The organism is Haliscomenobacter sp. (assembly GCF_033763495.1).
GTDB lineage: Bacteria > Bacteroidota > Bacteroidia > Chitinophagales > Saprospiraceae > Haliscomenobacter.
Map to the genome: position 1 here is coordinate 15,983 of NZ_JANRKL010000035.1, position 14,997 is coordinate 30,979.

14 protein-coding genes are annotated in these 14,997 nt (G+C 45.4%); 4 read left to right on the forward strand and 10 right to left on the reverse strand.

Annotated features, from left to right (window positions below; translation table 11 throughout):
* Nucleotides 1–35: 35 nt before the first annotated feature.
* From lipB to SFV55_RS03530, 7 genes are all read right to left on the reverse strand, one after another.
* Entirely contained in the window at nucleotides 36–758 is a 723-nt protein-coding gene (gene lipB / locus SFV55_RS03500) for a lipoyl(octanoyl) transferase LipB (protein ID WP_320028073.1), read from the reverse strand.
* Nucleotides 759–835: 77 nt separating this feature from the next.
* Complete coding sequence (locus tag SFV55_RS03505) at nucleotides 836–2,908, reverse strand: HDIG domain-containing metalloprotein (protein WP_320028074.1); 2,073 nt, start codon at nucleotides 2,906–2,908, stop codon at nucleotides 836–838.
* A gap of 87 nt (nucleotides 2,909–2,995) precedes the next feature.
* Nucleotides 2,996–3,544, reverse strand: a complete 549-nt coding sequence (locus SFV55_RS03510) for an NUDIX hydrolase (protein ID WP_320028075.1) — start codon at nucleotides 3,542–3,544, stop codon at nucleotides 2,996–2,998.
* Between the two features lie 79 nt (nucleotides 3,545–3,623).
* A complete protein-coding gene (gene secG / locus SFV55_RS03515; protein ID WP_320028076.1) occupies nucleotides 3,624–3,884 on the reverse strand; it encodes a preprotein translocase subunit SecG in 261 nt (86 codons plus the stop codon).
* A complete protein-coding gene (locus tag SFV55_RS03520) occupies nucleotides 3,881–4,897 on the reverse strand; it encodes a hypothetical protein (RefSeq protein WP_320028077.1) in 1,017 nt (338 codons plus the stop codon). Before SFV55_RS03520 ends, secG begins: the two co-directional genes overlap by 4 nt.
* Before the next feature lie 129 nt (nucleotides 4,898–5,026).
* Nucleotides 5,027–5,776, reverse strand: a complete 750-nt coding sequence (locus tag SFV55_RS03525) for a hypothetical protein (RefSeq protein WP_320028078.1) — start codon at nucleotides 5,774–5,776, stop codon at nucleotides 5,027–5,029.
* A gap of 141 nt (nucleotides 5,777–5,917) precedes the next feature.
* Complete coding sequence (locus tag SFV55_RS03530; protein ID WP_320028079.1) at nucleotides 5,918–6,514, reverse strand: ACP phosphodiesterase; 597 nt, start codon at nucleotides 6,512–6,514, stop codon at nucleotides 5,918–5,920.
* Between the two features lie 168 nt (nucleotides 6,515–6,682).
* Between SFV55_RS03530 and ychF the strand changes: the two genes are divergently transcribed.
* Nucleotides 6,683–7,780 (forward strand): redox-regulated ATPase YchF, encoded by a 1,098-nt coding sequence (ychF, locus tag SFV55_RS03535; RefSeq protein WP_320028080.1) that lies wholly within the window; start codon nucleotides 6,683–6,685, stop codon nucleotides 7,778–7,780.
* 108 nt (nucleotides 7,781–7,888) lie between these two features.
* Here the strand turns inward: ychF and SFV55_RS03540 are convergent, their stop codons facing one another.
* The 3 genes from SFV55_RS03540 to mdh all read right to left on the reverse strand — a co-directional run bounded on the left by SFV55_RS03540 (nucleotide 7,889) and on the right by mdh (nucleotide 10,681).
* Nucleotides 7,889–8,989, reverse strand: coding sequence for a vWA domain-containing protein (locus tag SFV55_RS03540; RefSeq protein WP_320028081.1), 1,101 nt, complete (start codon nucleotides 8,987–8,989; stop codon nucleotides 7,889–7,891).
* A gap of 120 nt (nucleotides 8,990–9,109) precedes the next feature.
* Nucleotides 9,110–9,643 carry a peroxiredoxin-like family protein gene (locus tag SFV55_RS03545; protein ID WP_320028082.1) on the reverse strand — a complete coding sequence of 178 codons (534 nt, stop codon included), beginning with the start codon at nucleotides 9,641–9,643 and terminating at the stop codon, nucleotides 9,110–9,112.
* A gap of 105 nt (nucleotides 9,644–9,748) precedes the next feature.
* Nucleotides 9,749–10,681 (reverse strand): malate dehydrogenase, encoded by a 933-nt coding sequence (gene mdh / locus SFV55_RS03550; protein ID WP_320028083.1) that lies wholly within the window; start codon nucleotides 10,679–10,681, stop codon nucleotides 9,749–9,751.
* Nucleotides 10,682–10,944: 263 nt separating this feature from the next.
* On the opposite strand from mdh, the gene SFV55_RS03555 reads away from it, so the two are divergent.
* From SFV55_RS03555 to SFV55_RS03565, 3 genes are all read left to right on the forward strand, one after another.
* On the forward strand, nucleotides 10,945–12,444 hold the full coding sequence (locus tag SFV55_RS03555; RefSeq protein ID WP_320028084.1) for a T9SS type A sorting domain-containing protein: 1,500 nt from the start codon (nucleotides 10,945–10,947) through the stop codon (nucleotides 12,442–12,444).
* Nucleotides 12,445–12,729: 285 nt separating this feature from the next.
* Nucleotides 12,730–14,028, forward strand: a complete 1,299-nt coding sequence (locus tag SFV55_RS03560; protein ID WP_320028085.1) for a hypothetical protein — start codon at nucleotides 12,730–12,732, stop codon at nucleotides 14,026–14,028.
* Between the two features lie 133 nt (nucleotides 14,029–14,161).
* Nucleotides 14,162–14,965 (forward strand): hypothetical protein, encoded by an 804-nt coding sequence (locus SFV55_RS03565; protein ID WP_320028086.1) that lies wholly within the window; start codon nucleotides 14,162–14,164, stop codon nucleotides 14,963–14,965.
* Nucleotides 14,966–14,997: the final 32 nt, after the last annotated feature.

Below are 14,997 nucleotides of genomic sequence, written 5' to 3' on the forward strand. Positions count from 1 at the left end.
TCTTTGGCAAAATGAACAATTTATTTTTTGTCGCCCTATCCGGGAATAGCAAATGTAAAACCAAACAATTGGGCAAAATGATTTTTGAGGCGTTCTTTAACTTCCTCAATGTCCATTTCCCGGCCCAATTCTTTTGCCAGGGAGGTCACCGTTTTGTCCTCATCGGTAATGCCGCAGGCAATGATGTTGTTGAAATGGCCCAGGTTGGTGTTGATGTTGAAAGCAAAACCATGCATGGTGACCCAACGACTCAAGTGCACTCCAATGGCGCATATTTTGCGCAGGGGGGTATCCTCAGTTGCTTCCAACCAAACCCCGGTATATTTTTCTACCCGGGTTCCCTGGATGCCATAATCAGCCAAGGTCAGGATGACCGCCTCCTCCAAAAAACGCACATAGCGGTGTACATCCGTAAAAAAACGATCGAGATCAAAAATGGGATAACCGACAATCTGACCGGGGCCGTGATAGGTAATGTCACCACCTCGGTTGATTTTGAAAAACTCAAAACCCGCTTGAGCCAGGGCCTCATTGTCTAGTAATAAATTGTCGATGGAACCACTTTTGCCCAGGGTATACACGGGAGGGTGTTCACAAAAGAGGAGGTAATGCAAGCCAGAACTGGTTGCTGGAAGCGTTTGATTGGCTTTGCGTAGCGCCAATTTTTGCTCCACAATTTCCTGGTGCAACTGGGTTTGAAAGTCCCAAGCTTTCTGATAACTCATGCACCCCAAGTCCTTAAAAATCACTTGCTCCATACCCTTTCAGAAATGTCGCGCAAAGGTAATATTCTACAGGGAATAAATCCAGCTTTTTTTAAACGGTGACACCTGCCTTATTTTTCGCTTGGGTATTCAATTCGGGCATGGTAAACTGAGCGTAAAATTTGCAAAAAAACAGTCTTGCATTTTTCCAGATCGTTAAAAGTCAGAGCGGAATCTTCCAGTTGTTTTTTGCTCAGTTTGTTCGCAACGATGCGCTCCACCAAAGCCTGAATATCTCCTGGCGCAGGGTTTTTTAAACTGGCTTTAGCAGCCGCTTCGATTGAGTCGGCCAGCATAAGGATACTTTCTTCTTTAGTCCTTGGCTTAGGGCCAGGGTAACAAAAATCCGATTCATTGATCACTTCACCAGGAAAGGCATCTTGTTCTTTGCGGTAAAAATACTCCACCATGGTGGTTCCATGATGGGTCAGGATAAATTCGTTCAGGAGTTTGGGCAGGCGGTATTGTTTGGCCAGTTCAACACCCTGGGTAACATGGGCAATGATTACCCGGGCGCTTTCACGGTAGGGCAATTGATCATGTGGATTGTGGCCGCCCTGATTTTCGATAAAATACTCTGGCTGAATTATTTTGCCAATGTCGTGGTACAAAGCCGCTACCCGCACCAATAGGTGGTTGGCGCCGATACGGCGGGCGGCAGCTTCGGCCAAATTGGCTACTTGTAAGGAGTGTTGTAAAGTTCCAGGTGCCTTGATGGCCAATTCCTGCAACAATGGTCGATTGAGGTCAGATAATTCTGCCAAGCCCATCGATGAGGTATAGCCAAACATCCGTTCGAGCAGTGGAATCAGGGGATTGGCCAAAAGGGTTAAAAATGTGCTTAAAAAAATCCAGTTGAACATGGCCAGATCGATGCCCTTGAAACTCCCTTGTTGTACCAGACTCAGCCCTAAATACCCTAAGCAAAAGGCCAAAAAGATGTAAAAGATGGTGAAAAAATACTGGTTCCAATCGCGGGTATCCACGTTGGTCAATAAAATAACTACTCCAATCAGGGTTTGCAAAAAAGCAAATTCAAAACCCGAAGAAGACAAAAATGTAGCCAACAAGATGATCATTGAATGGGTAAACAAGGCCAACCATTTGTCGTAAAAGGTTTTGACCAAAATGGGTACAATGCCAAATGGAATGATGTAAACGCTCAAAGCATCGATGCGGGTAATGATGAATACCAAATAGGCAAATACCGGAAACCAGGCCAGTAAAAAGGTAAGTTCGTACCAGTTGTCGAACAAGGGGCGGCAGTACAAATACAGGAAAGCGGCAAAGAGGCCAATAACCAGTGCGGTCAATAAAAAATACCCCAAATAAATTCCCCAACTGCGCTGGGCGATTTCTATTTCAAAATGTTCCTTTAAACTCTCCAGTTTCAGCTGAACTGGCTCACTGATCACCCCAAAGCGGGGAACGATTAATTCTCCTTTCCGCACCATGCCGCTGTGTTTGGCCACCCCACTCAACATCTCTTTGCGGGCCAATTCTGAATTCAGTTTGTCGTAGGTGACATTGGGTTCCAAACATTCGACCAATAGGGCATATAAAAAATCGGCGTTGGGGAGGCCACAGTTCTGTAAGCTATCCGAAATGGCTTGGTTGGTTTTGTCCAGAGTGAACAAGTTACCCAAGGTTCGCTCCTCAAAAGTTCCACCTCGGAGCAAATGGATTACAAAGTTTTTATTTTCCCGCTGGTGGCTGGGATCCAAATTGACTACTCCTTCCCGGTGTTTGTTTTGCAGGAATTTTTCACCCAAATTGCGGTAAAGCTCCGGATTGCGCCGCACATCAAGGAATTGGCTTTTTTCAAGATTTTTGAGTTGATCGTCAAAACGGGCCTCAAATTTTCGCAAACAACGGACACCTACACTATCGTCCAGGCGGTAAAAGGGTGAAAAATCGGCGAGAATGGAATCCATTTCAGCCTTGAGCAGACGATCTGGTTTTTTGATGGCAAAATCAAAAGGGGCCGACAAATCTTCGTAATTCCAAATCTGGCCTTGCTCATAGCTGTACTTAAATCGTGTGTGGGTAGGAAACAATATACTGATGAAGACAATAATGCCCCCAATGAACAGGTGCTGCAAGGTGCCCCGCAAGTAACCACGTATTTTTTGCCATGCAATCATGGGCTTAAAAGTAAAAACAAACTTGAAGAGTTGAGTGCTTCAAAGCTTGAAATGAAAGGGAAATGCGTTATTCTTGAAAAGACCTGCTCAATTTTTTTTCTCCAGGTTCATGATGTGGACCTTCATCAAGGCCATCACAGACAAAGCATCGGTAATTTCCCCCCTCAGAACCATATCAATTGCTTCCTGTAGAGGCACTTTTTTGACCTGCAATTCTTCGGTTTCCTCCGGTTCGGCTTCGCCAAAACTCAGTCCAGTGGCGAGATAAGCGATCCCGTATTCATCCGTAACAGAGTTGGAAGTATGAAAATCGATGATTTGTTCCCAGTGCTCGGCCTGCATCCCGGTCTCTTCTTTGAGTTCACGTTTGGCGGTTTCGAGAGGGTCCGTACCCTTGGGGCAGCCCCCTTCGGGAATTTCCCAACTATACTGATTCAGTGTATAGCGGTATTGGCCGACCAACCAGGTATTGCCTTCCTCATCGATGGGTACGATCCCAATGGCCAGGTTCTTAAAATGAACTACTCCATAAATACCAGGAGTGCCAGCGGGGGTAAGTACTTCGCGATGGGTAATTGAGATCCAACGATTGTCGTAAACTTCCTGAATGGACAGGGTTTGCCAGGGATTGTGCATGTTTCAATTTTTTTGTCAACAAAAAACGGGCAACAGTTTTCACTATTGCCCGTTTTGGTGTAAATGTATTGCGAAAAAATTATTGCGAAAGCAGTTGTTCGCCAGCAGTACCGATGTTGCTTACCATCAAAGATGCAACGATGCACAAGATAAACAAGGCAGCAGCTAGGCCCCAGGTAATCTTTTCCACAATTTCAGTCGACCCAGATGCGCCAAACAATTGATTGGCCTGGCTACCGCCAAAGGTTGAGTCGATACCACCACCCTTAGGGTTTTGGATCAAAATGAAAAACATCAACGCGAAACTGACCAGTGCGATGACTATGGTAATAAAGGTCATGATAAACTATTTTTGATCGATTCAATTTGAGCTGCAAAGAAAGAACTTTTTTCTGGAATTAACAACATCAAACGTTCATATACTTCAATCGCTTTGTGGTATTGTTTTTGATTGACCAACAATTGGGCCCAGGTTTCGGAAGCCATACTGTCGCCATCTACTATGCTTTGCCAGGCTTTTTTGCTAACCTCGTTTTTGCTGTCGACACTATCGATGTGTTTGTTTTTTTTAGCATCGAGGTGTTGATCCTGCAACAATTGTTGGATGGAGTTCTGCAAATAAGCACTTTGAGCGGCTTTGCTCCAACTGCTAAATGATTTTTTTGGAGTTGGAATTATTGGGTGTGGGGTAGAAGGTGTGGATGTGAGCGACTCCTCGTCTGCAATTGGAGAAAGCGTAGACGAGTCAGAGGCATCCTCTACAGGTGCTTCAGTTTCAACAGAAATATCCGAAGTAATAATTGGAATTGGATTGGAAATGGTATTTCGGGTAAAATCGAGGGAATCTGTTTCCAGGCTGATGTCTTCGTACAGGTCGTCGTTGCCCCCATCCCAAGCGCCGTTCCAAGAAGAATTAAGGCTTGGCTCTGTACTGGCGGGAACATTCATAATGGAAGGAGGTTCCGGTTCAATGGCCATAGTTTGTGTTGCCGACGGATCCTCATAAGTTCCCAGTGCAATCTTTTCAAGGTCGGCCTGTACAGCGGTGAGGTCTTTGAGCTCCAGAAAGTCTTCACCCGCGTGATATGAGACTTCAACCTTGGGCTCAGTCTTTTTCTCACGCATCAATTTTAGCCGCTTATACAAATGTTTGCGATCTATGGCGTAAGTAGCAGCCTTAGCCAAGTTCTTTTCTCGGTCGGGATGTTGATCGAGTTCCGCTTTTTCCTGAAGCAATACTTGCAGGTTGTGGCAATAGGGGTATTGCATCACCATGGTGCGCAGTTCCTCCATCGGCAATTGATAGAGTTGCGCGTATTCCTTGAGCAGATTTGCAAAGCTTTCTGCATTCATGTGTCGAAGTAGTGGTTTTCTATAAAAACAACGTTGTAGGGAGGTTTTTTCATCCTCCCTACAACGTGTATGCGAACATTGACATGCAAAGTAAGCAAAAATTCAGAAAAACCCAGCAAGGAGCCCTGCCTATTTTGCTTGTGGTGTAAAGACTACGCCCACTCTGTCGTAATACAAGCGGGTCAAACCCTCGTAAGCAGAGTCGGTTCCGAGTACAATCCAGCAGGCCCCCTGGGCGTCGGTTTTGACACTAATTGGCTGGTTGCTGTTCTTGCGATTGATGATCGTGAAAGGGGATGAGCCCATACCACTGGCGGGTTTCCCATGGGCAATGTCGCCTAGTACCTTCATATCCCGACCACTTTGGGATTGTTGCCCCTTGTCGATGTTCATGCGGTAATGATTGTCAAGCGGGTCGAGCACCGCTACGGGTTCTTTATCGACCACCCCGGCCTTGAAATAAACACTTTCGCCAGGCGCACCACCAATGCCCACAGCACCCGATGGTGCTTCGCTTGCTAAGTCAATGTCAAATTCTACCTGATAAGTGGTGTTGGGCAATAAACCCGTCACTTTGCGTTTCAGGTACATAAACAAATCATCACTGCGGTTGTGGCCGATGATTTGTAAGGAACCTACCCGGTTGCCTCCTACTTCAGCTGGCAAGGCGGCCCATTTGTAACTCAACTCGTAAATGGAAGAGTCCTGCTGGTTGTCCAATTTGGGCAAATCGGCAAAGGCGCCCACCCAGCCCTCGGTGGCAGTTGTGAAATCAAAGGTGAAGGTGTTTTTGTCGGGACTGCCATTGTCATCGTCTTCACAGGCGAATGCGATGAAAGCCAGGGCCAATAACCCCAAAATCATTTTGGAAATCTTCATGGTGTAAAACAGTTGGGTAAAATAAAAATGCTTTGTCAGAAGGGATAAGACTGGCAGAGGCGAAGGAGGGTTGGAGGTTTAACAGTTTTTAACAACCAATCTACTTATACTATTCTGCCTGAGGTGATTCAACAGTGCTAATCATGGGTTTTTGATGTAGGTCGGGAAAACATCCTGCACAAACCCCAATACTTCTGGAAAAAACCACCGAAACTCCTCGTCCATCTCCTCCTGAAAAACCTTTAGCGTCTCCACGGCTCCCTCCAAATGCTCTGGCATAGAAGTTCGACTTTTCATGCGCATAAAAGTGTATTCCAGCCCTTCAAACTGCCCGTAACTGCGCAACCAATCCGCTTCGACCATTCCCTGAACTCTTTTTTGCATCACTGCTGACATACTTGGAAGGTACTGGTACAAAGCCGCGTAAGCCTTCTGTCGGAAAGCGCCAAACTCTTCAGTGGTATACACTGCCCAATTGTGCACCAAAAAATAATCGTAATACACATCTACCAGCACAGGTGCGTACTTGCGGTGACGCGGGTAAAGGCGTTGAATGCTCTGACGCACTGCAGCATGGCTATCTGTGTATTGGTCAATCTGGCGATGCAGCACAATGCCTTGTTGTACTTCTGCCGGTAACTCGTTCACTTCCCGGTTGCTGATGAAATCCGCCAGAAAATTTCCTGCCATCAATGCAGGATCGTCGCCTGATAAGAAAAAATGAGCCAAAAAATTCATCGTAAAGTTTATCTTTGCCGCGCCTTTTAAAAAATAGTTGAGGAGTTGAAGGGCTGAGCAGTTGAGACTACCGCGAGAAGCTTAGGCAAGGACTTTGTCAAAATTACTCGCGGTAGCCTCAACTGCTCAACTTTTGAACTTTTCAACCTTTCACAACTTTCTCGCAATATGGCACTAAAATGTGGAATTGTTGGTTTACCCAACGTAGGAAAATCTACCCTTTTTAATGCGTTGACCAATGCCAAGGCGCTGGCGGCCAATTATCCTTTTGCTACCAAGGAGCCTAACGTAGGAATGATCACCGTGCCTGACCGCCGAATGGACAAGTTGGTGGAACTCATCGGTCCGCGCTCTGTGGTGCCAACCACCGTAGAAATTGTGGACATCGCTGGGTTGATCAAAGGGGCAAGCAAGGGTGAAGGTTTGGGCAATCAGTTCCTGGGCAATATCCGGGAGGTGGACGCCATCATTCACGTGGTGCGCTGTTTTGAGGATGGCAATGTTGTACACGTGGATGGGAATGTAGATCCAGTGCGCGACAAGGAAGTGATTGATACTGAATTGATCCTTAAAGACATCGATACCGCTGAAAAGCGCCTTGACAAAGCCAAAAAAGCGGCAAAAAGTGGTGGCAAGGAAGAGTTGCGCATAGTAGATCAGGTCGAAAAAATTCTAGCCCACCTGCAAGACGCCAAACCCGCTCGTTCCTGTGACCTGGATGATGAAGGGCAGGCCATTCTGAAAGACATGATGTTGCTTACGGGCAAACCAATCCTTTACGTGTGCAACGTCGATGAAGCCTCTGTAATCAGTGGCAACGCACACTCAGAGGCTTTTAAAAAAGCAGTAGTTGCCGAACCTGCAGAAGTTATTCTCATTAGTGCGGCCATCGAAGCAGATATTGCCGAGTTGGAGAGTTATGAGGAGCGGTTGGAGTTTTTGGCAGACATGGGTCTGGAAGAGCCAGGCGTCAATGTGTTGATCCATGCAGCGTACAAGTTACTTGACCTGATTACATACTTTACTGCCGGAGAAAAAGAAGTGCGGGCCTGGACCATTCGCAAAGGCACGAAAGCCCCAGGAGCGGCGGGTGTTATTCACTCGGACTTTGAAAAGGGCTTCATTCGCGCCGAAGTAATAAAATACGATGATTACATTAAATATGGGTCAGAACCTGCAGTGAAAGAAGTAGGCAAAATGGGTGTGGAAGGGAAGGAATACGTGGTGACTGATGGAGACATCATGCACTTCCGTTTCAACGTATAATTAAAATAGGTTTCTCTTTGGTGCCTTAGGTGGTTAAATTTGCCTCGCTTCGCAAGGCTTTTATTTTTCACCACCTAAGAAACCTAAGGCACCAAAGAGAAACCTAAGTTAGCGGGCACGCTTTGATTTATTCGTTTTGTAATCCCGGAAAACAAACTCTCCCAGGCCTTCCAGACTACTGTAAAAAGCCTTGCCATTGTTCGCTCGGGTGAAAGAATCCACAAATTTCACCAGATAAGGATCTCGTGCAATCATAAACGTGGTGATCGGAATGCTCAATTTGCGGCAACTTTGTGCCAGATTCAGGGTGCGGGTCAGGATTTTTCGATCAATCCCAAAGCTGTTCTTATAGTATTTTTTTCCCTTTTTGATACAAGTTGGTTTCCCATCCGTAATCATAAAAATCTGTTTGTTGGGATTTCTACGGCGGCGGAGAATGTCCATCGCCAACTCCAGTCCAGCTACAGTATTGGTATGGTATGGGCCCACTTGTAAGTAGGGGAGGTCTTTGATTTCGATTTGCCAGGCATCGTCACCAAATACAATGATGTCCAGCGTATCTTTGGGATACCGGGTAGTGATAAATTCCGATAAGGCCATAGCTACTCGTTTGGCAGGGGTAATGCGGTCCTCACCATATAGAATCATCGAATGGGAAATATCGATCATCAACACGGTACTGGTCTGACTTTGGTAGAAGGTTTCATGTACCTCCAGGTCTTCGTGGGCCAGTTTGAATTCTTCAATGCCGTGATTGATTTGGGCATTGCGCAGCGATTCCGAGATGGCCAGCTTGTCCAGTTGGTCTCCAAACTCATAGGGCCTGAGTTCGGCGGTGAGTTCGTCCCCGCGGCCTTCCGATTTGGTGCTGTGGTTGCCTTGTTTTGCTTTTTTGATGTTGCCAAAAATGTCGTCCAAAGCTTTTTGTCGCAGGGCGATTTCCATTTTGGCGGCAATGCTGAAACCGCTTTGTCGTTCATCGGGTTGGCGCAGGTAACCTTTGTCAATCAAGTCTTGAAAAAAGTCAGCAATGCCATAATTTTCATCGGTTAGTTTGTATTCTTTGTCCAGTTCTGTCAACCAGGACATGGCTTCATTGACATCACCGGAGGTGTACAGCAACAACTCCTGAAATATTTTGAGCAGCTTTTCGAAGGGAGTTCCTCCTTGTTCGCCGGGTTGATATTCACCAAATTTCCATCCAATCATTGGGCACTGGGTTGTGAAAATTGTAGGCAGAATAGCCTTAAACAGATTCTAAAGTAATTGGAACACCAAAGCAGGGGTGTTCGGTTTATCGAAGATAAAAAAAAATGGAAAGGGACTGAATTAATCCAGGACACAACATTTGAGTAACTCCTCATAGTCGGGTCGGTCAGAAGATAGTTTGTGGATGAAGCTTTCCCGGATTTCGCCATTTTGGATCACAAAAACCCCAGGCATTTGGAAACCATCGCCTAGTTGAGGTCCAGCGCTGTGACCTGCCGCCATTACAGAAAATCCTCTAATCCAGGAATGTAAACCAAAAAGTTGATTGAAATTGCCTTTAAGCAAACCAAAGGCACGATAAAAAGTGCAGTCCGGGTCACTAATATGAATGACGTTTTCCAAATCATAGCGGGAAAAATAACGCTCTGCGATGTCATTGTCCGTCATATGGACAAAAACAATCCTGGTACCCGTAGATTCTATCTCCTTGCGGCGCTTTGAAATATCAGACAATGCTTCACGACAAAATACACAACCAAAATGACGCAGAAAGACGAGCAAAACCGGGGATTTGGCAGCCGCCATGCGCAGGCTATCTCCCGTGTTGGTGATCATTTGATCGAGAACCTCTCCTTGCGTTTCGGCAGAAAGCATAAAACAGATTTTTACTAGGTAACAAAGGAGAGTGGAAAAGGTTCAGAAGCTATCATCTGTCAGCAATGAGCCATCAGCTGACGGCTCATTGCTGGCAGATGAGGGCTATAATCCCATATTGTCGTAAACGTCCATCACCGACTTTACAGCGGTTGAAGAATCGTGCAACAACTTCATTTCATCGGCATCCAGCTTCAACTCGATCATTTCGGTGATACCAGATTTACCCAATTTTACGGGAATACCTACAAAAGTATCCTTCAAGCCGTATTGGCCACTCAGGTTTACGCAACAAGGGAAGATGCGGTTTTCATCCTTCAGGATAGCCTCAACCATTTGAGCTGCAGCTGCACCTGGAGCATACCAGGCAGAAGTACCCATCAGGTTGACCAACTCACCACCACCTACTTTGGTGCGTTCTACAATTGCGTTGAGCTGCTCGGCATCGATCAGTTCAGTGACCGGAATCCCAGCAACCGTGGTATAACGAGGCAGCGGCACCATGGTGTCTCCATGTCCTCCCATCAATACGGCCTGGATGTCTTTAGGAGAAACCTGTAATGCTTCTGCCAAAAATGCACGATAACGTGCAGTATCCAGAATACCCGCCATACCAAATACTTTGGTCGCAGGCAAACCCGCCGTTTTGTAGGCGGCATAAGTCATTACGTCCAGAGGGTTAGAAACGACAATGATGATTGGTGCTTTGGTATGCTCGAGGATGGAGCGGGTAACGCTGTTGACAATTTTGGCGTTGGTCGAAATCAAATCATCACGGCTCATCCCCGGTTTGCGGGGCACGCCAGCAGTGATCACCACGATGTCAGAATCTGCGGTATCAGCGTAATTATCGGTACCCCTCAGATGTGTGCTGTAATAATCGATAGGGGCTTGTTGCCAAGTGTCCAGGGCTTTGCCTTTGGCCATATTGCCCTGAATGTCCAACAATACGATTTCTTTAACAATGTCCCGGTGTGCCAGTACGTTGGCTACGGTAGCTCCTACGTTACCAGCGCCAACAACGGTTACTTTGCTCATTTTATATTCTTTTATGAAAGTTAAAATTGACAAATTTGAAGATATAAAGTGCAGTTCAAAAAGTCAGAAAAGCCCAATTAGACTGCCCTTTGAGGATTCCCCGCAATATTAGGGAATTATTTCTGCAATGTTCGGGTGGAGACAAAAGATTTACTGAATTTTTGCAAAACTTTCAAATTCGCATGATTATTATTAGTTTCACCCTCGATTTTATGAGCTTTTTTGAGAGACACTAGTTTACATCACCACTTAACACCCCCTGTATGCGTTTTGTACGCCATACGTTATTGCTTTGTTTTCTGGCCATAGGTTGCTTGTTCTTGCAAGCCCAACCGCTTATTCCTTGTGCCACTCCTGCTATTAAATCAAGTTGGCTGACCGAGTTTCAAAAACGGCAGCGAGGTCCACAATTGCGTTCTGACGAAAACAAGTACATTGCCATGACCATTCACGTTGTTGGTACGGATGAAGGCAAAGAATACATCGGGGGGCATTTAATACTGGATGCCTTGTGTTCACTCAATGAAAAATATGCATCTACAGGGCTACAATTTTTTATAAAAGGAGATTTCCAATACATCAACAACAGTGTTCTCTTTGACCACGATAAGACCACTTTTCCTCAAATACCCAATCTTTTTTCACGCTACAATGTACCCGAAACGGTAAACGTATACTTTGTTGGCGATCCAATGGACGCATGTGGCTACAATTACATGCCTGGTGGACAAAGTATGGCCATCGTCCTAAACAATGATTGTACCAATGGAAAGGATGCCAACTGGGCTCATGAAATGGGACATTATTTGTCTTTGCCACACACTTTTTACGGGTGGGAAATGGAGAATGTCGATCCTTCAAAACCTGCACCACATTCAACTAAAATGGGAATTGAAGTTGAAATGGCGAATGGCAGTAACTGTAACTTAGCGGGTGATGGTTTTTGTGATACCCCACCCGATTATTTGTCAGGCCGCTGGGAATGTGACAGCAAGGGAATCAGTATCATCAAACAAATGGACCCCAATGGAAATTATTTCTGCTCGGACGGCTCCCTGATCATGTCTTATTCTTTGGGCAATTGCGCCAACCGATTTTCTCCCAGCCAGGTTGGGGCCATGCACAGTTATTTGGGTGAAGCTTTGCAGAAACATTTTATGCCCATCGCCCCCTGTAGCGGCATCGAACCAATTGGAGACATCCTTCAATTCCCTGGAAATAAAGTGGTAGTGAGTTCTTACAACCGCAAAATTATGTTTCAGTGGAACCACGCAGAAAATGCCAGTGGTTATTTGCTGGAAGTGAGTTTGTTGGCCAATTTTGGAAATGTGGTGTACCGCGGAATTACCCGGGATACAGCAATCGAAATAGCTAATTTAAGTAGTTCCCGACCCTATTATTGGCGGATCCGGCCTTTTAATGCCATGTACGCTTGCAAATCTTATTCCACTGCTCGTTCTTTTACGATCAACCAATCTACAACAGCTGTTCCGTTGTTGGAAACGATTCACAAATTGGAACTCTATCCCAATCCAATTCAGTCAGGTGACCAAATTCGCCTGCGATTCGAGGCGGATGAAAATATGGCCTTGAATGCTGTTTTGGCAAATGCCTTGGGCGAAGTAGTTCATCAGCAAAAAATTCAAACCAGCGTCGGAAACAACGAATATTTGTTTAATCCCCATTCGCTTCCTGCGGGTATATACCATTTGTGGTTGAAGGGAGAACGGGGCGCGATTTCCAGAAAGTTGATCGTACATTAATAACTTCAGCACTTTCTTCCCAAAGCGAAGTAAAAAGACGATTAATACTAAATCAAAAGGCTTGGTTGGAATCAATTAAGCCTTTTTTTGTTTTAATGAGAGTCCTGCCCCTTTCTAAAAGAGATAAACAAGTTGATTGCTGAAAAAAATCTACAATTTACCAACCTATTTCCAGCCTGGACCGTCTTCCGAAATTGAAGTAGCTACTTTGCCTTTATTATTCCTGATAACTGCTTGACTTTGAATTTTTACTTAATGAATTCAAAGCCGAACAAAAAACCTGACATGATGCTACGTAAACATTTTCTCACTGGATTATTGGGACTGTTGTTGATGACAGGGCTGACCAGTTGTTTGAAGGATTCCTGTGAAACCTCTACAACTTACATTCGGTATGATCCGCAATACATCAACGGGAAGGAGCTGCGCAAAGATATTTTACCGGAAGCCCCCAGAGACATTAAGGATGCGGGTAAAATATATGTGTATGAGGAATACCTTTTTATCAACGAACCGGAGGAAGGCTTCCATATCGTTGACAATCGCAACCCCAAAGCACCCGTATCTGTAGCATTTGTACCTATCCCGGGGAACATTGATATGTCGGTAAGGAATAACATCCTTTATGCCGACAGCTGGGTCGATTTGGTCATGATCAACATTGAAGATCCAGCAAACCCCAAATTTGCAGGCCGGGTCAAAGATGCATTTCCCAATTATGGAATTGACCCGGAAAAAGGTTATCTGGTAACTTATAAAGAAACGGAAACTACTGAAAGTGTTCCTTCTTGTGACCAGAGTGGGATCGTTTTTTTCCGTGGAGGAGGACTCTGGTTGGAAGCTGATGTGGCAGTCAGAACCTTTGCAAATGCATCTAACAGTGGCTCCAAAGTAGGTGCACCTGGAGGAACTACCGTGGGTATCGGTGGCTCCACCGCAAGATTCACCATCACTGAAAACCATTTGTACACTGTAGATCGTTCTAACTTGCGGGTGTTCAGTTTGCTGAATGCAACCGAACCCAAAATGGCCAGTAACGTTGGCATTGGTTGGGACATTGAAACCATTTATCCCTACGATGACAAACTTTTTATTGGCGGGATGTCGGGTATGCAAATATTCGATGCAACTGACCCCGAGTCACCCAAGTTTTTGTCCAACTTTCAACACGCCAGAGCTTGTGACCCAGTTGTGGCCCAGGGAAATCGGGCTTACGTGACTTTGCGGGAAGGAACCGTTTGTCAGGGCTTTAACAATCAGCTGGATGTATTGGACATTACAGAAATCACCCAACCCAAGTTGATCAAAACTTATCCCTTGCACAGACCAGTTGGTTTGTCAATCACAGGTGATGTGCTGATGATTTGTGAAAGCGACCAGGGTTTGAAGGTGTTTGACGCCAAAGACGACTTAGCGATAGACAAGAACCAATTGTCACACTTGAATGACTTTGATGCCTTTGACGTCATTGCGCTGGAGAAAAAAGGTCTGGCCATCATCACGGGTAAAAACGGAATTTATCAGTATGATTATTCCAATCCGAAGAAACCAGTACGCTTGAGTGTGTTGAAGGTTTCAAAATGATTGGGTGCTCTATTTGCAATGTGAAATAGATTGATTGAAATAGGATTTGATCTTTGCTCAGAACTCCCCGAAAGAGGAAAACTTTCGGGGAGTTAGGTTCAAGATTATCGCGTTGGAGTCAAAAACAAAGCCAATGAAGTACATCTACCTATTTGCGCTGTTTTTTTTAACCCTTTTTCATGTTGATGGGCAAAACAAAACCCAGCTTGAAGGCAAAAGCAAGATACCAAAGCAGGATTTGGTCGTCTTAAAAACAGGGAAAAGAATTTGGGGCGAAATTCAGTTTTACGAACTGGGCAAAGCCATGTTATTCCGCACAGATGAAGGGGTTCTGATGAAAATTCCTTTTGAATTGCTGGATAAGTTTGTGGCCGGAGCGCACACTACGAACGTGGAATACTTTTTGAAACCAGAAAAGCCTGAAAAGCCTTTTTTGGAAACGGAAACTTTTTACAATAACTTCGCTTTGTTTATGCCTTTTGGGGTTAAAACGACCGCAAACAGCAGATCAGGCCTGGGTTTTGAATACAGTTTTGGCATGCAAATGACGCCCCGCGTGGGACTTGGCCTGGGTACCGGGATGAACTTTATGTTTGGGGGAATTTCCGATCGACTCATTCCAATTGTTGCCGAAATCAGGTATTACAACAAACCTGAGCGACGCCATCGTGCCTATGCACTACTGGACAGCGGCTACAGTGTAGGTTGGTCGGCTGACAAACAAACGGAAGCTTATTCCTTTAAAGGCGGTTGGCGGATTCATCCGGCCCTAGGAATTGTTTGGCACAACGCCAAAACTACCCGCTTCACTACAGAGCTAGGCTACTGGCACCAACGGGCAACCCTGGTCGAAGATTGGTGGGAAACCAGCCGGTGGCGCAGAGAAAATGACTACAAATTGAATCGTTGGGTGTTAAAAATGGGTCTACTATTTTGAAGCCGAGGCATCAAAACAGTACACCAAGGACT